Origin of the sequence: Kitasatospora sp. NPDC057223 (genome assembly GCF_042669755.1) — a bacterium.
Classification (GTDB): Bacteria; Actinomycetota; Actinomycetes; order Streptomycetales; family Streptomycetaceae; genus Kitasatospora.
Map to the genome: position 1 here is coordinate 18,813 of NZ_JBHUWW010000090.1, position 17,536 is coordinate 36,348.

Genomic DNA, 17,536 nt, shown 5'->3' on the forward strand with positions numbered 1-17,536 from the left:
CCCACCACTCGCTTACGCGCGCGGCTTCTCGCGCATCTCGTACGTCTCGATGACGTCGTCGACCTTGATGTCGTTGAACGACCCCAGGGTCACACCGGCCTCGAAGCCCTCGCGGACCTCGGTCGCGTCGTCCTTGAAACGACGCAGGCCCTCGATGGTGAGGTTCTCCGTGATGAGCTTGCCGTCGCGGATGAGGCGAGCCTTGGCGTTGCGGCGCAGCAGGCCCTCGCGGACGATGACACCCGCGATGTTGCCGAACTTGGAGGAGCGGAACACCTCGCGGATCTCCGCGGAACCGAGGCGCACCTCCTCGTACTCCGGCTTGAGCAGACCCTTGAGGGCCGCCTCGATCTCCTCGATCGCCTGGTAGATGACCGAGTAGTACCGGACGTCGACGCCCTCGCGGTCGGCCGCGGTACGGGCGCGGCCTTCGGCGCGCACGTTGAAGCCGATGATGATGGCGTCCGAACCCATCGCCAGGTCCACGTCGGACTCGGTGATGGCACCCACACCGCGGTGCAGGATCCGGAGCTCGACCTCGTCGCCCACGTCGAGCTTGACGAGTGCGTCCTCAAGGGCCTCCACGGAACCGGAGACATCGCCCTTGACGATGAGGTTGAGCTGCTGCACGCCGCCGGCCGCGATCGCCTGGTCCAGGTTCTCCAGGGAGACCCGCATCGGGCGCTTGGCGAACATGGCGTTGCGGTCACGCGTCGAGCGCTTCTCGGCGATCTGACGCGCGGTGCGGTCGTCGTCGACGACGATGAAGCTGTCGCCGGCGCGGGGCACCGAGGTGAGACCGAGGAGCAGCACCGGACGGGACGGACCCGCCTCGGCGACGTTCTTGCCGTTCTCGTCCAGCATGGCGCGGACGCGGCCGTGCGCGTCACCGACGGCGATGGAGTCGCCGACGCGCAGCGTTCCACGCTGCACGAGGACGGTCGCCATGGCGCCGCGGCCCTTGTCGAGGTGGGCCTCGATGGCGATACCCTGCGCGTCCTGCTCGGGGTTGGCCACCAGGTTGAGCGAGGCGTCGGCGGTGAGGACGACGGCCTCGAGCAGCTGGTCGATGTGCAGACCCTGGCGCGCGGAGATGTCGACGAACATGGTGTCGCCGCCGTACTCCTCCGCCACCAGACCGAACTCGGTCAGCTGGCCGCGGACCTTGACCGGGTCCGCGCCCTCGACGTCGATCTTGTTGACCGCGACCACGATCGGCACACCGGCGGCCTTGGCGTGGTTCAACGCCTCGACCGTCTGCGGCATCACACCGTCGTTGGCCGCGACCACCAGGATCGCGATGTCGGTGGACTTGGCACCACGGGCACGCATGGCGGAGAACGCCTCGTGACCCGGGGTGTCGAGGAAGGTGATCGGACGCTCTTCGCCGTTCACCGTCGCCGTGACCTGGTAGGCACCGATGTGCTGGGTGATGCCACCGGCCTCGCCGGCCACCACGTTGGTCTTGCGGATGGCGTCCAGCAGGCGGGTCTTACCGTGGTCGACGTGACCCATGACGGTGACGACCGGCGGGCGAGGCATGAGCTCGTCCTCGTCGCCCTCGTCGGCGCCGAAGTCGATGTCGAACGACTCCAGCAGCTCGCGGTCCTCGTCGTCACGGCTGACGATCTCGAGAACGAAGCCCATCTCCTGGGCCAGCATCTCCAGCGTCGCGTCGGAGACCGACTGCGTCGCCGTGACCATCTCACCGAGGTTGAACATCACCGAGACGAGCGCGGCCGGGTTGGCGTTGATCTTCTCCGCGAAGTCCATCAGCGAGGCACCGCGCGACAGCCGGACGGTCGTCCCGTTGCCACGGGGCAGCATCACACCGCCGACGGACGGAGCCTGCATCGACTCGTATTCCTGACGGCGCGCACGCTTCGACTTGCGGGCACGGGCCGGGCGACCGCCCGGGCCACGACCGAAGGCACCCTGCGTGCCACCACGGGCACCCGGGCCGCCGGGACGGCCGCCGAAGCCGCCGGGACGCGGGCCGAAGCCGCCGCCACCGCCGGGAGCGCCACCAGGACGCGGGCCGCCGAAGCCGCCACCGGCCGGACGCGAGCCCGGACCGGCCGCACGGCCGGCGAAGCCCGGACGGGCGCCACCGGCACCAGCACCGGCACCCGGACCACCCGGACGGCCACCGGGGCCACCCGGACCACGGCCACCGGGGCCGGGACGCGGGCCGGCGCCCGGAGCGGGACGCTGCGGCATCATGCCGGGGTTCGGACGGGGCATGCCGGACGGGCTGGGCCCACCCGGACGCGGACCGGCCGGACGCGGCATTCCGTCGGGGCGCGAGGCACCGGCGGGACGGGCGCCACGGTCGGCACCGGGGGCACCGGCGGGACGCGGACGGTCGCCACCGGGACGCGGAGCGCCACGGTCAGCACCCGGAGCACCGGCGGGACGCGGACGGTCGCCACCGGGACGCGGAGCGCCACGGTCGGCACCCGGACGCGCACCGGCGCCGTCGGGACGCGGACGGTCGCCACCGGGACGCGGGGCGCCACGGTCGGCACCCGGAGCACCGGCACCCGGACGAGCGGCACCCGGCGCGGCCGGACGACGGTCGCCGGGACGGGCCATGCCCGTGGCACTGCCCGAGGTGAAGGGGTTGTTCCCCGGACGCGGACCGGCCGGACGCGGGCCCGGACGGGCACCGCCCGCGGCCGGAGCCGCAGCAGCCGGACGCGCGGCGGGAGCCGCCGGGGCGGCCGGGCGCTCGGCCGGAGCCGCGTCACCGGCGGGAGCCGGCGAGGAGAACTCGGCAGCCGGAGCGGCCGGAGCCGCCGGCGTGACCGGACGCGCCGCCGGGCGCGGGCCCGGAGTCGCGGAGGCCGGCTTCGCGGCGGCGGGGGCGGCCGGCGCGGCCGGAGCCGCGGGGGCCACCGGGGCCGCAGCGGCCGGGGTGGGACGGGGACCCGGGGTCGCGGCAGGGCGCGGACCCGGGGTGGGGGCACCCGGACGGGGTGCGGCTGCACCACCGGCGGGCTGCGGCGCCGCGGGCTTGCGCGGGCCGGGCTTGGCAGCGGAACCACCCGTGGGGGCCACTCCAAGCGCGTCAGTCAACTTGCGTACGACCGGCGCCTCGATGGTCGAGGACGCCGAACGGACGAACTCACCGAGCTCGGTGAGCTTGGCCATGACGGCCTTGCTCTCCAAGCCAAGCTCCTTGGCGAGTTCGTAAACCCGGACCTTAGCCACTTCACTCCTGTCTATGAGTCCGGGGTGATCGTCCGCCGGACTGTCGCTACTTCATGGGCGTACCCATCGCGTACTCATCGCGTACTCATCGAGTGCTCATCGCAATCTCGACCTACTTCCACATCGCGAGGTACCTGACTGGATCGCACGGCGCGCGGATACACGCGCACTGTGCATTTCGGTGCTTCTCCGCCGCACGAAGCGGCGGCCGTAACGGGCGGCGTTCCCCTCCAGGCGGGCCCGAGGGAAGCCTCAGGACGCCGGGGTGCCGCCAGCCCGCTCCTCGACGTACTCGCGGAGCCGATCCGTGTCGAGCACGCCCTGGAGCCGGAAGGCCCTGGGGAACGCCCGGCGGCGGACCGCGAGGTCGAGGCAGGTCGGGTCGAGATGCAGGTGTGCACCCCGGCCCGGAAGTGCACCACGGGGATCGGGGACGCAGACGCCCTCAACCGCCGTGACACGCAACAGCTGGTGCTTGGCCGCTCGCTTGCGGCAGCCCACGCAGGTGCGCTCCGGGCGTGCTCGGACATGCGTCCGGCCAGACAAAGGCAAGTCTACCCCTCCGAAGGGACATGGTGCCGCCCCGCCGGTTCGGGCGGGACGGCACGGTGACTCGGATCGGCGCAGCAGGCTACTCGCCGGCGTACCGGCCCTGCGACCGGTCGTCGTGACGCTCGTCACGGCGACCCTCGTCACGGCGGTCGTCACCGGCGTCGTCCTGGCCCTCGGTGTCGGGCCGGATGTCGATCCGCCAGCCGGTCAGGCGGGCGGCCAGGCGGGCGTTCTGGCCCTCCTTGCCGATCGCCAGCGACAGCTGGTAGTCCGGCACGATCACCCGTGCGGAACGCTGGGCGTAGTCGACGATCTCGACCTTCGTCACCCGCGCGGGGGACAGCGCCGCGGCGACCATCTCCGCCGGGTCCTCGGACCAGTCGACGATGTCGATCTTCTCGCCGTGCAGCTCGGCCATCACGTTGCGCACCCGGCTGCCGACCGGGCCGATGCAGGCGCCCTTGGCGTTCAGGCCCTGGCGGCGCGACCAGACGGCGATCTTGGTGCGGTGGCCGGCCTCGCGGGCGATCGCGGCGATCTCGACGCTGCCGTCGGCGATCTCCGGGACCTCCAGCGCGAACAGCTTGCGCACCAGGTTGGGGTGGGTGCGCGAGAGCGTCACCGACGCACCGCGCACACCGCGGCGCACCGCCACCACGTAGCACTTCAGGCGGGTGCCGTGCTTGTAGTCCTCGCCGGGCACCTGCTCCTGCGGGGGCAGGATGGCCTCCAGCTTGCCGATGTCGACCAGCACGTTCTTCGGGTCGTTGCCCTGCTGGACGACACCGGTGACGATGTCGCCCTCCTTGCCCGCGTACTCGCCGAAGGTCTGGTCGTCGGCGGCGTCGCGCAGCCGCTGCAGGATGACCTGCTTCGCGGTGCTGGCGGCGATCCGGCCGAAGCCGCCCGGGGTGTCGTCGAACTCCTTCGGCTCGACGCCCTCGTCCAGCTCCGCCGGGTCCTCCAGCGCCCACACCGTCACGTGGCCGCTCTTGCGGTCCAGCTCGACGCGCGCACGGCGGCGCGACCCCTCGGTGCGGTGGTACGCAATGAGGAGGGCCGACTCGATCGACTCGACCAGCAGGTCGAAGGGGATGTTCTTCTCGGTAACCAGCCCACGCAGGGCGCTCATGTCGATGTCCACGGCTACGCCTCCTCGTCTTTCTTCACGTTCATGGTGCGGATGGTGCGGAGGTCGTCATTCCGCGGCGTCGCGCCCCTCGTCGGGGCCCCCGCCGGTGGTCTCGTCCTCGTCGGTGTCGTCATGGGTGTCGTCGCCGTCGTCGATGTCGCCGTCGTCGGTGTCGTCGCCGTCGTCGGTGTCGCCGAGGTCCTCGGTCTCGTCGAGGAGCTTCTCGTCCTTGCGGTTGAACTCCACCTGGACGCGCGCCCTGGACACCTCGGTGTACTCCAGACGGCGCTCCTTGGCCTTGCCGCGGCCCTTCACCGGCTGCACCTCGACCAGCGCGCCGTCCTCGTCGGCCGACAGCACGCGGGCGGTGATCTCACTGCCGTCCGCCAGCTTCACGGCGACCAGGCGGCCCTCGGCCCGGCGCCAGTGGCGGGGCACGGTGAGCGGGCGGTCGACACCGGGCGAACCGACCTCCAGGACGTACGCGGCACTGCCCAGCACGTCGGAGTCGTCCAGCGCCTGGCCGACCTCCCGGCTGAAGTCGGCGATCGCGTCCAGGTCCACGCCGCCCTCGGCGTCCACGTCGATCTGCACCTGGCGGCGACTGCCGGCCTGGGTGACCTTGACGTCCTCCAGATCCAGGCCGGACTCGGCGGCCAGCGGCTCCAGCAGCGCACGCAGCCGGTCGATCTGGGTCGTGCTCATCCGGGTGACTCCTCGGCCGCGTCTGCTGTTGTCAGAAGGTCATACCGCATCGCCCCGAGGGTTCTCCCCCATCGGGTGCGTCGCAGCAACTCGGCCCAAAGCCTATCCGGTCAACCCCCGAACCACCGATTCCGAACAACCGGCGCCGCGCCCCGCCCCGCCGCACTGCGAGCAAGCTCACACCCGCGACCCGTATCCCCGGCCGCCCCCGCAGGCGTGTGCGTTCTGTAATGATTCACGCGATCGGGAGTGCAGGCGCTCCCCCACGCCCCGGGAGAGACACCGATGCAGGCCCCCCGCAGACGGACCGTCCTGACCCTCGGGCTGCTCGCCGCCGCCGCACTCCTCACCGCCTGCACCGGCACCCACCACGAGGACACCGGCGAGCAGCGGCAGCCCGACCCGGACACCCCGGTGCGCAGCCGCGCCGTCGCGGCCACCGACGCCCTGCTCGCCGCCTACGACACCGTGCTGGCCGGCCCGGGCGCCGCGCAGGCCGCGCAGCTCCAGTCACTGCGGGCCGAGCTGCTCCAGCACCGGGCCGCGTTCGCGGCCGGCCTGCCGAGCGCGAGTCCGTCCGCCCCTGCATCCGCCTCCGGCTCGGCCTCCGCCTCGGTGCCGGCCGGCCCGACCGGCGTCCCGGTCACCACCGTCGCCGCCCTCGGTGCGGCCGAACGGCAGACCGCCGAGGCCCGGCTCGCGGACCTGCCCGCCGCCTCCCCCGACCTCGCCCGGCTGCTCGCCTCCGTCTCCGCCGCCGACGCCCTGCACGCCGCCGCCCTCGGCGACACCACCCCGGTGACGGACCCGGCGCCGGCGCCCGTCGCACCGTCACCCTCCGCCACCACGGCGGCCACCGGCTCCCCCGGCTCCGCCGACTCCCCGTCAGCGGCCGCCTCCGCTCCCCCCACCGGCCCGGGATCGCCCTCCCCGAGCGCCACCCCGCTGACCACCGAGGCGGCGACCGCGCTGCAGGGCGCCCTCAGCGCCGAACACGCCGCCGTCTACGGCTACGGCGTCGTCGGCGCCCGGCTCCCCGACGACCAGCAGCGCGCCGACGCCCGCACCGCCTACGCCGCCCACGAGGCCCGGCGAGACAGCCTGCACCGCGAACTGGCCGGCGCCGGCGCCACCCCCGGCGCGGCCGCCGCGGGCTACCAACTCCCCTTCCCCGTGGGCGATGCGGCCGGCGCCGCCAAGCTCGCCGGCCACATCGAGACCCGGTTGACCGACGTCTACGCGAACCTCGTCGCCGCCCTCCCGGCCCGGCAGCGCACCGCCGCCGCGAACGCCCTGCGCGGCAGCGCCCTGCAGGCCCGGCGCTGGGGCGCCGCCCCCGCCGCGTTCCCCGGCGTCCCCGAACAGGCCGCCACCGCCACCCCCTCGGCCACCGCCCCGGCCGACGGCTCCACCAGCCTCACCCCCGGCCCGTCCGCCACCCGCTGACCTGCGGGTTCCCGTTCATGGCCGACAATGGACGGGTAGGACCACGGGGGAAGCGTCCAACCGGAAGGCCAGCATGTCGGCAGCACCAGGGCAGATCAGCGTCCCCCCGTACCTGGCGAAGAGCATCGGCACCCACCACGGCGAGCGCGGCCGCACCTGGCTGGCGGAGCTGCCGGGGCAGGTCGAGCGGTACCTCCACCGGTGGGACCTCACCCTGGAGCGCGTCCTCGACCCGGGCGGCCGGCTCAGCCTGGTCGGGTACGTCCGCCGGGACGACCTCGGCCCCGCCGTGCTCAAGGCCGGACTGCTCACCCCCGAGACCGCCCAGGAGCACGCCGCACTCGCCCACTGGGCCGGACGCGGCGCCGTCCTGCTGCTCGACGCCGACCCCGCCGAGGGCGTGCTGCTGCTGGAACGCCTGCACGGGGACATACCGCTGCGCTCACTCGCCGAGGCCAAGGCCATGCTGGAGGCCACCAGCCTGCTCCGGCACCTGTGGGTGGCGCCCCCGGACGGCCACCCGTTCACCACCGTCGCCGACCACGTCGCGGACCGGATCGACGCCCTGCGCCGCCACCGCGAGCTCCCCGCCGCCGCCGACGTCCGGCCGCTCGCCGACGAGGCGCTCGCCGCCGCCGAGGACCTGCTCGCCGGCAAGGGCGAGGAGTTCCTGCTGCACGGGGACTTCCACCACGGCAACGTGCTCGCCGCCGACCGCGCGCCCTGGCTGGCCATCGACCCCCGCCCGCTGGTCGGCGAACGCGCCTACGACCTCGCTCGGCTCGCCCGGGACCGGGCCGACACCCTGATCGGCTCCCCCGGCGCCCGCGGCGCCGTCCGCCGCCGGCTGCACCAGCTCGCCGAGGCCGTCGACGTCGACCACGACCGGCTGCGCGGCTGGACACTCTTCCGGACGGTCGCCGCCGGCCTGCGCGGCCTGCACACCGGGGACGGCGAGAAGGGCCGGCTCTACCTGGAGTTCGCCGACTCGCTCTGACCGGCCCGCCCGGCCCGCAACGGCAGCCGCGCGCCCATCACCGCGTACGGGCGCTCCGTGTTGGGGAACCGCACCGCCCGCGCCAGGTCCCGGTAGCCGAGCGACCGGTAGAGCCGGCGGGCCGGCGTCTCGGCGTCGATCGCCGACAGGATGCTGCGCGGCAGGCCCGATCGCTCGCAGAGCGTCCTGATCAGCCCGCTCCCGACACCCCGGCCCTGGAACTGCGGCAGTACGTGCAGCTCGGTGATCGCGAAGACCTCGTCCAGCCAGTCGCCGTACCCCTGTTCCTCCAGGTACGGCTCGATCACGGTGCTCCACCAGTGCTCCCGGTGGTTGGGCATCCCGTACCCGAACCCGACCAGCCGGCCGCCGCTCATCGCCCCCAGCGCGATCACCCCGGGCTGCAGCGCGTGCCGTCCGACGATGTGCAGCCGTACCGCGACCTCCTCGGGCGTCAGCCCGAACGCCACCGCCTGCACCTCCAGCGCGTACGGCGCCCAGGCCGCCAGGTCGATGGCCTCGATCGTCACCTCGGTCAGCTGCTCCATGCCCACGGACGTTACTACCTGCGGAGCACCCGCCGATGCCGCCGCGGGCCCGCCGGGCGGAGCCCCGGCAGGCCGGAACCGCGGGATCAGAACAGGACGCTCATGAACGCGCCGACCTCGCGGAAGCCGACCCGGCGGTAGGCGGCGCGGGCCCGCAGGTTGTAGTCGTTGACGTAGAGCGAGACCACCGGGGCGACCTCGCGCAGGGCGATGTCGAGGACGGCCGCCATACCGGTCACGGAGAGCCCCTGGCCGCGGTGCCCGGGGGCGACCCAGACGCCCTGGATCTGGCAGGCACCCTGGGTGACGGCGCCGATCTCGGCCTTGAAGAGCACCTCGCCGTCCTCGGTGATCCGGGCGAACGAGCGGCCCGCGCCGACGAGTTCGGCGACCCGGGCCTGGTAGAGCAGCCCGCCGTCACCGGCCAGCGGGGAGATCCCGACCTCCTCGGTGAACATCGCCACGCAGGCCGGCATGATCGTCTCGACCTCGCCCCGGCGGACCCGGCGGACCAGCGGGTCGGCCGGCACCTCGGCGGACGGGGCGGTCGCGGCGAGCAGCGGCTGGTGCGCGCGCACTTCACGGGCCGGGCCCCAGCTGCGCTCCAGCAGCGCCCACAGGGCGGCGGTGGAGTCGGCCGGGCCGACGATGGAGGAGCAGCGGCGGCCCTGGCGGCGGGCCCGCTCGGCGAAGGCACGGACGGCCTCGGGGCCGGCGTTCACCAGGACGAGGTTGGCCCCGGCGTAGCAGAGCGACTCCAGGTTCCCGTCCTCGTCGTACCAGCCCCACATCTCGCCGCCGAGGCGCCACGGGTCGAGACCGACGGACTCGACCCGGGTCGCCACGAAGGCGTTGGCCACCGGGTCGCGGTGCAGCACCGCGAGGGTGTCCGCGAGGTCCGGGGCTTCGAGGACGCGGGTGGTCGCCAGGGCTCGGGCGGCCTGGAACGCGCTGGGGAGCATCACACCTCGATCGAGCATCGAGACAGCACCTCACTCAGAGACTCTTGCCGCACCCTACTCCGTGGCCCCACCCGGATACGGCCACAGGGTCGTCCGAGGACGGACGACCCCGTGCCGGAAGTACTTCGGCCGGTCAGTCGGCGGCGACCACCGTCGGGGAGCCGGCCTCGACGCCCTCGGCCTGCATCAGCTCGGCGAGCTTCAGGGCCTCCTCGATCAGCGTCTCGACGATCTTCGACTCGGGGACGGTCTTGATGACCTCGCCCTTCACGAAGATCTGGCCCTTGCCGTTGCCGGAGGCGACCCCGAGGTCGGCCTCGCGGGCCTCACCCGGACCGTTCACGACGCAGCCCATGACCGCGACCCGCAGCGGCACCTCCATGCCCTCCAGGCCGGCGGTGACCTCCTCGGCGAGCTTGTAGACGTCGACCTGGGCCCGGCCGCAGGACGGGCAGGAGACGATCTCCAGCCCGCGCTGGCGCAGGTTGAGGGACTCCAGGATCTGGTTGCCGACCTTGACCTCCTCCGCCGGCGGGGCGGAGAGGGAGACCCGGATGGTGTCGCCGATGCCCTCGGCCAGCAGTGCGCCGAAGGCGACCGCCGACTTGATGGTGCCCTGGAACGCCGGGCCGGCCTCGGTGACACCGAGGTGCAGCGGGTAGTCGCAGGCCGCCGCGAGCTGGCGGTAGGCGTTGATCATCACGACCGGGTCGTTGTGCTTGACCGAGATCTTGATGTCGCGGAAGTCGTGCTCCTCGAACAGCGAGCACTCCCACAGCGCGGACTCGACCAGCGCCTCCGGAGTGGCCCGGCCGTACTTCTCCAGCAGCCGCTTGTCGAGGGACCCGGCGTTGACGCCGATCCGGATCGGCACGCCGGCGTCCTTGGCCGCCTTGGCGATCTCGCCGACCTTGTCGTCGAACTGCTTGATGTTGCCCGGGTTCACCCGCACGGCGGCGCAGCCGGCCTCGATCGCCGCGAAGACGTACTTCGGCTGGAAGTGGATGTCGGCGATCACCGGGATGCCGGACTTCTTGGCGATGATCGGCAGTGCGTCCGCGTCGTCCTGCGTGGGGACGGCGACGCGCACGATCTGGCAGCCGGAGGCCGTCAGCTCGGCGATCTGCTGGAGGGTCGCGTTGATGTCCGCGGTGACCGTGGTGGTCATCGACTGGACGGAGATCGGGGCGTCGCCACCCACCGGCACGGAGCCGACCATGATCTGCCGGGAGACGCGGCGCGTGGCGAGGGGCTTGAGCGGCAGGGACGGAATACCGAGCGAGATCGCGGTCATGTGCGCAGGGTTCCCCGGGGTTGAGGTGGGTGGTCGGGCCGCTTGCGGCGGCCGGGCCGGGTGCGCAGTCGTCACCGCACCCGGCGTCAACGGTACGGCACCTGCGGGGCACGGAGCACACCCGCAGGCAACGCCGGCTAGCTGATCTTGACGGGGTTGACCAGGTCCGCGACGAGCACGAGCAGCGTGAATCCGATGAAGATGCTCGCCACCACGTACGCCACGGGCATCAGCTTGGCCACGTCGAACGGGCCCGGGTCGGCGCGCTTCATGAGCCGCGCGGCCCGGCGCCGGGCCGACTCCCAGAGCGCGCCGGCGATGTGGCCGCCGTCCAGCGGGAGCAGCGGCAGCATGTTGAAGAGGAAGAGCGACAGGTTGATGCCCGCCAGCAGGTTGATCATGAAGGCGATCCGCTGGGTGGCGGGGATCTCCAGGGAGAAGACGTCGCCGCCGATCCGGGCCGCGCCGACCATGCCGATCGGGGAGTCCACGTCACGCGGGGCGCCGTCCACGATCGAGTTCCACAGGCCCGGGATCTTGCCGGGCAGCGCGACCAGCGACTTGATGCCGGTCTCGGCGTTGGTGTACATCCGGTCGAGGCTCTCGCCGAAGCCGAGGTGGACCACCCCGTACGCCGGTGCGAAGCCGAGGAAGCCGGCCTGCACGGTCTGGCCCTTCAGCGGGACGTCGTTGGCGTCGTACTTCTGGACGAGGTTGGTGCCGATCGTCGGGGTGAGGGTGACCTCCTGCCCGTCGCGCCGCACCACCACCGGCACGGTCAGCCCGGCCGACTTGCGGATGTCCGCCTGGAGCTGCGCGTAGTCGTGGATCCGCTCGCCGTTGAACGACACGATCGTGTCGCCGCCCCGCAGGCCCGCGGCGGCCGCCGGGGAGGCCTTCGCATCGGCCGGGCAGGAGTCGGTCGGCCGGCCGGCCGGCACCACGCACTGCGACACCGACTGGACGGTCGGGACGGACATCCCGACCCCGAAGCCCATCATCACGGTCAGGAACAGCACGAACGCCAGGATGAGGTTCATGAACGGCCCGGCGAACATCACGATGACGCGCTTCCACGGCTTGCGGGTGTAGAACAGCCGCGTCTCGTCGCCGTCCTGCAACTCCTCGTAGGAGGCCTCGCGGGCGTCCTCGATCATGGAGCGCCAGGGCGAGCTGCTGCGCTGGGTGATCCGGCCGTCCGCGCCCGGCGGGAACATCCCGATCATGCGGATGTACCCGCCGAACGGGATCGCCTTGAAGCCGTACTCCGTCTCGCCCTTCTTGCGGGACCACAGGGTCGGGCCGAAGCCGACCATGTACTGCGGCACCCGGATCCCGAAGATCTTGGCCCAGGAGAGGTGGCCGAGCTCGTGCCAGGCGATCGAGAACAGCAGCCCGACCGCGAAGACCGCCAGGCCGATCAACCACATCACTGCCGTCACCGCTGGTCCTCCGTCACGCCGCTCAGTGCACCCATCGGGTCCGTACCGTCCCTGTCGTCCGTGCGGCCGGTCAGCCGGCCGCCAGCTCGCGGGCCCGGGCGCGGGCCCAGTCCTCCGCGTGCAGGACGTCCTCGACCGTCAGAGAAGTTCCCGCGGCCGGCCTGCCGTGTTCGGCCACGACCTTGGCAACAGTGTCCACGATCCCGGTGAAAGCCAGCCCGCCCTTCAGGAAAGCCTCCACGCACTCCTCGTTCGCCGCGTTGAAGACCGCGGGGGCGGTGCCGCCGAGCGTGCCGACCTCACGGGCCAGCTGCACCGCCGGGAACGCCTCGTTGTCGAGCGGGAAGAACTCCCAGGTGGCGGCCTTCGTCCAGTCGCAGCCCGGCGCGGCGTCCGGCACCCGGTCGGGCCAGCCGAGGCCGAGCGCGATCGGCATCCGCATGTCGGGCGGGCTGGCCTGGGCGAGCGTGGAGCCGTCCGAGAACTCCACCATCGAGTGCACGACGGACTGCGGATGGACCACGACCTCGATCCGGTCGAACGGCACGTCGTACAGCAAGTGCGCCTCGATCACCTCCAGGCCCTTGTTGACCAGGGTCGCCGAGTTGATCGTGATCACCGGGCCCATCGCCCAGGTCGGGTGTGCGAGCGCGTCGTCCGGGGTGACCGCGGCGAGCTGCTCCCGCGTCCGGCCCCGGAACGGCCCGCCGCTCGCGGTCACCACCAGCTTGCGGACCTCGGCCCGGGTACCGCCGGCCAGTGCCTGGAAGATCGCGGTGTGCTCGGAGTCCACCGGGACGATCTGGCCCGGCTTCGCCAGCGCCTTCACCAGCGGGCCGCCGACGATCAGCGACTCCTTGTTGGCCAGCACCAGCACCCGGCCGGCCCGCAGCGCGGCCAGCGTCGGACGCAGGCCGATCGAGCCGGTGATGCCGTTCAGCACCGAGTGGCACTCCAGCGCGGCCAGTTCGGTCGCCGCGTCCGGACCGGTCAGGATCGCCGGCAGCGGGCGGCCGGCGGCGTTCGCGGCCAGCGCCTCGCGCAGGGCCGGCTCGGCGCCCGGATCGGCGACCGCCACGGTGTGCACGCCCAGTCGCAGGGCCTGCTCGGCGAGCAGCGCCACCCGGCCGCCGGCCGCCGACAGGGCGACCACCCTGAACCGGTCGGGGTTGCGCAGCACCACGTCGATGGCCTGGGTCCCGATCGAGCCGGTGGAGCCGAGGATCACCAGCTCCCGGGGGCCTGAGAGGTCCTTGACCTGGGGGGTGAAGCGCAGCTGCGGGTGGGCGAGCGAGTTCATGTGCCCATTGTGTCCTGCCCGCCGGGCCCGGGGGCGCGGCGGGCAGGATCTGCGGCCCGGCGGCCGGGCCTTCCCGGACCTCAGTGCAGCGGCTTGTCCAGGACGGCCTTGGTGTGGCTGAAGGTGTCCACCGAGTACTCGCCGTGGTAGCGGCCCATCCCGCTCTCCCCGACCCCGCCGAACGGGAGCTCGGGCACCGCCAGGTGCGACACCGGCAGCCCGAACACCAGCGCCCCCGAGGAGGTCTCCTCGGCCAGCCGCTGCTTGGTCCGCTCGGAGCCGGTGAAGGCGTACAGCGCCAGCGGTTTGTCGCGCTCGTTGACGAAGGCGATCGCCGCGTCCAGGTCCGGCACGGGGATCACCGGCAGGACGGGGCCGAAGATCTCGGCCTGCATCACCGGCGCCTGCGGCGAGACGTCCGCGAGCACGGTCGGTGCCAGGTAGCGGGTCGCGCGGTCGTGCCCGCCGCCCGTCACCGTACGGCCGTCGCCGAGCAGCGCCGTCAACCGGTCGAAGTGCCGGGTGTTGACGATCCGCCCGTACTCGGGATCGGCCGCCGGGTCGTCCCCGTACGCCTCACGGACGGCCTCGGCCAGCTCCGCCTCCAGCGCGGGGGCGCTGCCGCCGACGGCGAGCACGTAGTCGGGCGCGACACAGGTCTGCCCGGCGTTGAGGAACTTGCCGCGGACGATCCGCCGCGCGGTGACGGCGAGGTCCGCGTCGGCGTCGACGACGACCGGGCTCTTGCCGCCCAGCTCCAGCGTGACGGGCGTCAGGTTCCTGGCCGCGGCGGTCATGACGATCCGTCCGACCGCGCCGTTGCCGGTGTAGAAGATGTGGTCGAAGCGCTGCTCCAACAGGGCGGTGGTCTCCGGCACCGCACCCTCGACGACGGCGACGGCCTGCGGGTCGAGGTAGCGCGGCAGCAGCCGGGCCAGCGCGGCGGAGGTGGCGGGCGCCAGCTCGCTCGGCTTGACGACCACGGTGTTGCCGGCCGCCAGCGCCCCCACCAGCGGGGCCAGCGCCAACTGCAGCGGGTAGTTCCACGGCGCGATGACCAGGACCACGCCGAGCGGCTCGCGGACGGCCCTGGCCTCGGCCGGCAGGAAGGCCTCGGGGACGGCGGCGGGCTTCGGCCGCAGCCACTGCGCCAGGTGCCGGACGGTGTGGTCCAGCTCGTTCAGGGTGAAGCCGATCTCGGTGCGGTAGGCCTCGGCGGGGCCCTTGCCCAGGTCCTCGCGCAGGGCGTCCTGCAGGGCGCCGCGCTGCTCGGTGAGCAGCGTGCGCAGCGCTTCGAGCTGGCCGAGCCGCCAGTCGAGCGGGCGGGTGCGGCCGGTCGCGAAGGTGCCGCGCAGCCGGGCCACCACGTCGGCGGCGGCTGCGGTGGGTGTCGAGGTCATGGTGCGGTGCTCCGTGGGGTCTCGGGTGACGGGGGCTTTGGTGGAGGTGTGGTGGGGGGTGTGGTGGGGACGTGACGGGGGGCCAGGATGTGGTGGCCGGGGTACCGGTGCGCCAGTCGGACGGACGGTCGGACGGTCGGAGGCTCGGTCGGTCGGTCGGACGGTCGGCGGGGGACCGGCGCGGGCGGCCCGGGCGGCCCGGGGGTCGGGCGGCGGTTGCTGCGATCGTGCCCTGCGCGGGCCGCACCCGGCGGGCCGCCGCGCCCGGTCAGGCGACGGTGACGACGACCTTGCCGCGGGTGTGGCCACCGGCGTTGAGACGCTGGGCGTCGGCGGCGCGCTCCAGCGGGAAGGTCGCGGCGACCTCGACCCGCAGCTGCCCCGCGTCGGCGAGGCCGGCGAGCGCGGTCAGGTCGGCGGTGTCGGGGCGGACGAAGACGTAGCGGCCGCCGAGCGCCAGCACGGCGCCGTCCGCGACCGAGGCGAGCCGGCCGCCGTCGGCGAGCAGGCCGGGCGACAGCTGCAGGGCGTCGCCGCCGATCAGGTCGAGCACCGCGTCCACGCCCTCCGGGGCCAGCGCGCGGACCCGGTCGGCCAGGCCGTCGCCGTAGACGACCGGCTCGGCGCCGAGGGCGCGCAGGTAGTCGTGGTTGTGCTCGCCGGCCGTGCCGATCACCCTGGCCCCGAGCGCGACGGCGATCTGGACGGCGAGCGAGCCGACTCCGCCGGCGGCGGCGTGCACCAGCAGGGTCTCACCGGGCTTCACCTCCAGCGCGCGGGTCAGCGCCTGGTAGGCGGTGAGCCCGGCGAGCGGAAGGCCGGCGGCCTCCTCGAAGCCGAGGGCGGCGGGCTTGCGGGCGAGGGTGCGGACGGGGGCGGCGACGTACTCGGCGAAGGTGCCGCGGCCGACCGTGTCCTCGCGGACGTAGCCGATCACCTCGTCGCCGACGGCGTACTCGGTGACGCCGACGCCGACCTGCTCGACCACGCCGGCCACGTCCCAGCCGGGGATGACGGGGAAGACCGCGTCCATCACGCTGTCCAGGTAGCCGGCCTGGATCTTCCAGTCGACCGGGTTGACCGAGGCGGCCCTGACCTTCACCAGGACGGCATCCGCGCCGAGCTTGGGCTCCGGGACGTCGCCGTACTCCAGGACGTCCGGGCTGCCGTAGGTGCGGTACGTGATGGCCTTCATGGTGGTACTCCTGAACATGGTGCAGCAGAAAGATTTGATGAGCTAGATGATTGAAGTCATCAAGCAATAAATCGAAGGTATGTCTCAAAGATTGAGGTTGTCAAGCAATCGGCCCTAGACTGCATCCATGACACAGAGCACAGCCCCGCCCACCGAGCCGGACGGGCCCGGCACCGACCTGCTCATGGAGCGGCTCGCCCACGCGGCCGCCTGCTACTACCGCAGCTTCGCCGTGGTCGCCGCCAACCAGGGCCTCACCCTCATGCAGGGCAAGATGCTCAGCCTGCTGCTGCAGCCCCGCCCCATGCGCGCCCTCGCCGACCTGCTCGGCTGCGACGCCTCGAACATCACCGGCATCGTCGACCGGCTCGAAGCCCGCGCACTCGTCCGCCGGGAGGCCTCCCCCGCCGACCGCCGGGTCAAGAACGTCCTGCTCACCCCCGACGGCGAAGCCGCCGTCCGGCAGATCCGCGCCGACATGGCCACCGGCCTGCCCGGCCTCGCCCAGCTGGACGCGTACGAGCGCCGGGCCCTGTTCGACCTGCTCGACCGGGCCTTCCCGCCGGCCGCCGGCTGACCGCCGCGCCCCGGCCGCCCGGACCGGCTACCGTCGGACCATGCGTACCGTCATCGCAGGTGGCCACGGTCAGATCGCGCTGCGCCTGGAGCGGCTGCTCGCCGCCCGCGGCGACGAACCCGCCGGGATCATCCGCCGGCCCGAGCAAGCACAGGACCTCCTCGACGCCGGGGCCCAGCCCCTGCTGCTCGACCTGGAGGCCACCGATCCCGACACCCTCGCCGAGCTCCTGGAGGGCGCCGACGCCGTGGTCTTCGCAGCCGGCGCCGGCCCCGGCAGCGGCGCCGACCGCAAGACCTCGGTGGACCGCGACGCCGCCGTCCTCCTCGCGGACGCGGCCGAACTCGCCGGCGTCCGCCGCTACCTGATGGTCTCCTCGATGGGCGCCCACGCGACGGCCGACTACCCCGCCGACCCGGTGTTCGAGGCCTACCTGCGGGCCAAGGGCGCGGCGGACGACGCCATCCGGGCCCAGGGCGCACTGGACTGGACGATCCTGCGGCCCGGCCGGCTGACCGACGGCCCCGGCACCGGCCTGGTCCGCCTCGCGCCCTCCACCGGCCGCGGCGACGTGGACCGCGCGGACGTCGCCGCCGTCCTCGCCGAACTGCTGCGGGCCCCCGCCACGGCCGGGCACACCCTCGAACTGCTGGCCGGCGACACCCCGGTCGCGGAGGCCGTCGCCGCAGTCGGCTGACACCGCCGCCGGAGCACGCCACGACGAACGGAAGTGCCGAAGACGACGGAACCCCGTCACCGCGACGCGGTGACGG

The 17,536-nt window shown here is 73.3% G+C and carries 15 protein-coding genes; 4 read left to right on the top strand and 11 right to left on the bottom strand.

Annotated elements, in window-relative coordinates; translation table 11 throughout:
- Positions 1-12: 12 nt before the first annotated feature.
- From infB to rimP, 4 genes are all read right to left on the bottom strand, one after another.
- Positions 13-3,213, bottom strand: coding sequence for a translation initiation factor IF-2 (gene infB / locus ACFUK0_RS27120; protein ID WP_380254672.1), 3,201 nt, complete (start codon positions 3,211-3,213; stop codon positions 13-15).
- A 252-nt stretch (positions 3,214-3,465) separates the two neighbouring features.
- Positions 3,466-3,759, bottom strand: coding sequence for a YlxR family protein (locus ACFUK0_RS27125; RefSeq protein ID WP_380254674.1), 294 nt, complete (start codon positions 3,757-3,759; stop codon positions 3,466-3,468).
- 85 nt (positions 3,760-3,844) lie between these two features.
- A complete protein-coding gene (gene nusA, locus ACFUK0_RS27130; protein WP_380254676.1) occupies positions 3,845-4,909 on the bottom strand; it encodes a transcription termination factor NusA in 1,065 nt (354 codons plus the stop codon).
- Positions 4,910-4,963: 54 nt separating this feature from the next.
- The gene (gene rimP / locus ACFUK0_RS27135; RefSeq protein WP_380254678.1) at positions 4,964-5,602 is read right to left on the bottom strand and encodes a ribosome maturation factor RimP; all 639 of its coding nucleotides are present in this window, start codon (positions 5,600-5,602) and stop codon (positions 4,964-4,966) included.
- A gap of 285 nt (positions 5,603-5,887) precedes the next feature.
- Here rimP and ACFUK0_RS27140 point away from each other — a divergent pair, with 285 nt between their 5' ends.
- Together ACFUK0_RS27140 and ACFUK0_RS27145 are read left to right on the top strand one after the other, a co-directional pair.
- The gene (locus ACFUK0_RS27140; protein ID WP_380254680.1) at positions 5,888-7,048 is read left to right on the top strand and encodes a ferritin-like domain-containing protein; all 1,161 of its coding nucleotides are present in this window, start codon (positions 5,888-5,890) and stop codon (positions 7,046-7,048) included.
- A gap of 73 nt (positions 7,049-7,121) precedes the next feature.
- Positions 7,122-8,045: an aminoglycoside phosphotransferase family protein gene (locus ACFUK0_RS27145; protein WP_380254682.1), complete on the top strand. Its 924-nt coding sequence runs from the start codon at positions 7,122-7,124 to the stop codon at positions 8,043-8,045.
- On the opposite strand, the gene ACFUK0_RS27150 is transcribed toward ACFUK0_RS27145, so the two are convergent.
- The 7 genes from ACFUK0_RS27150 to ACFUK0_RS27180 all read right to left on the bottom strand — a co-directional run bounded on the left by ACFUK0_RS27150 (position 8,018) and on the right by ACFUK0_RS27180 (position 16,186).
- Positions 8,018-8,593 carry a GNAT family N-acetyltransferase gene (locus tag ACFUK0_RS27150; RefSeq protein ID WP_380254684.1) on the bottom strand — a complete coding sequence of 192 codons (576 nt, stop codon included), beginning with the start codon at positions 8,591-8,593 and terminating at the stop codon, positions 8,018-8,020. The two genes, ACFUK0_RS27145 and ACFUK0_RS27150, sit on opposite strands and share 28 nt — an antisense overlap.
- Before the next feature lie 86 nt (positions 8,594-8,679).
- On the bottom strand, positions 8,680-9,555 hold the full coding sequence (locus tag ACFUK0_RS27155) for a GNAT family N-acetyltransferase (protein ID WP_380254700.1): 876 nt from the start codon (positions 9,553-9,555) through the stop codon (positions 8,680-8,682).
- A 133-nt stretch (positions 9,556-9,688) separates the two neighbouring features.
- The gene (gene ispG / locus ACFUK0_RS27160; RefSeq protein WP_380254686.1) at positions 9,689-10,849 is read right to left on the bottom strand and encodes a flavodoxin-dependent (E)-4-hydroxy-3-methylbut-2-enyl-diphosphate synthase; all 1,161 of its coding nucleotides are present in this window, start codon (positions 10,847-10,849) and stop codon (positions 9,689-9,691) included.
- Between the two features lie 137 nt (positions 10,850-10,986).
- Positions 10,987-12,291 carry a M50 family metallopeptidase gene (locus tag ACFUK0_RS27165; RefSeq protein WP_380254688.1) on the bottom strand — a complete coding sequence of 435 codons (1,305 nt, stop codon included), beginning with the start codon at positions 12,289-12,291 and terminating at the stop codon, positions 10,987-10,989.
- Between the two features lie 70 nt (positions 12,292-12,361).
- Positions 12,362-13,591: a 1-deoxy-D-xylulose-5-phosphate reductoisomerase gene (gene dxr, locus ACFUK0_RS27170; protein WP_380254690.1), complete on the bottom strand. Its 1,230-nt coding sequence runs from the start codon at positions 13,589-13,591 to the stop codon at positions 12,362-12,364.
- Positions 13,592-13,671: 80 nt separating this feature from the next.
- Complete coding sequence (locus tag ACFUK0_RS27175; protein WP_380254692.1) at positions 13,672-15,300, bottom strand: aldehyde dehydrogenase family protein; 1,629 nt, start codon at positions 15,298-15,300, stop codon at positions 13,672-13,674.
- The gene (locus tag ACFUK0_RS27180; protein ID WP_380254694.1) at positions 15,260-16,186 is read right to left on the bottom strand and encodes an NADP-dependent oxidoreductase; all 927 of its coding nucleotides are present in this window, start codon (positions 16,184-16,186) and stop codon (positions 15,260-15,262) included. Before ACFUK0_RS27180 ends, ACFUK0_RS27175 begins: the two co-directional genes overlap by 41 nt.
- Before the next feature lie 127 nt (positions 16,187-16,313).
- Here ACFUK0_RS27180 and ACFUK0_RS27185 point away from each other — a divergent pair, with 127 nt between their 5' ends.
- Positions 16,314-16,763: a MarR family winged helix-turn-helix transcriptional regulator gene (locus ACFUK0_RS27185; RefSeq protein WP_380254696.1), complete on the top strand. Its 450-nt coding sequence runs from the start codon at positions 16,314-16,316 to the stop codon at positions 16,761-16,763.
- Between the two features lie 40 nt (positions 16,764-16,803).
- Complete coding sequence (locus tag ACFUK0_RS27190; protein ID WP_380254698.1) at positions 16,804-17,460, top strand: NAD(P)H-binding protein; 657 nt, start codon at positions 16,804-16,806, stop codon at positions 17,458-17,460.
- Positions 17,461-17,536 lie beyond the last annotated feature (76 nt).

Bases quoted from the DNA above. Each gene is read 5' to 3' on its own strand.
- ACFUK0_RS27145 (WP_380254682.1), top strand. From the start codon at position 7,122: ATGTCGGCAGCACCAGGGCAGATCAGCGTCCCCCCGTACCTGGCGAAG.
- rimP (WP_380254678.1), bottom strand. From the start codon at position 5,602: ATGAGCACGACCCAGATCGACCGGCTGCGTGCGCTGCTGGAGCCGCTG.
- ACFUK0_RS27185 (WP_380254696.1), top strand. From the start codon at position 16,314: ATGACACAGAGCACAGCCCCGCCCACCGAGCCGGACGGGCCCGGCACC.
- ACFUK0_RS27140 (WP_380254680.1), top strand. From the start codon at position 5,888: ATGCAGGCCCCCCGCAGACGGACCGTCCTGACCCTCGGGCTGCTCGCC.
- dxr (WP_380254690.1), bottom strand. From the start codon at position 13,591: ATGAACTCGCTCGCCCACCCGCAGCTGCGCTTCACCCCCCAGGTCAAG.
- ACFUK0_RS27190 (WP_380254698.1), top strand. From the start codon at position 16,804: ATGCGTACCGTCATCGCAGGTGGCCACGGTCAGATCGCGCTGCGCCTG.
- ACFUK0_RS27180 (WP_380254694.1), bottom strand. From the start codon at position 16,186: ATGAAGGCCATCACGTACCGCACCTACGGCAGCCCGGACGTCCTGGAG.
- ACFUK0_RS27155 (WP_380254700.1), bottom strand. From the start codon at position 9,555: ATGCTCCCCAGCGCGTTCCAGGCCGCCCGAGCCCTGGCGACCACCCGC.
- ACFUK0_RS27150 (WP_380254684.1), bottom strand. From the start codon at position 8,593: ATGGAGCAGCTGACCGAGGTGACGATCGAGGCCATCGACCTGGCGGCC.
- ispG (WP_380254686.1), bottom strand. From the start codon at position 10,849: ATGACCGCGATCTCGCTCGGTATTCCGTCCCTGCCGCTCAAGCCCCTC.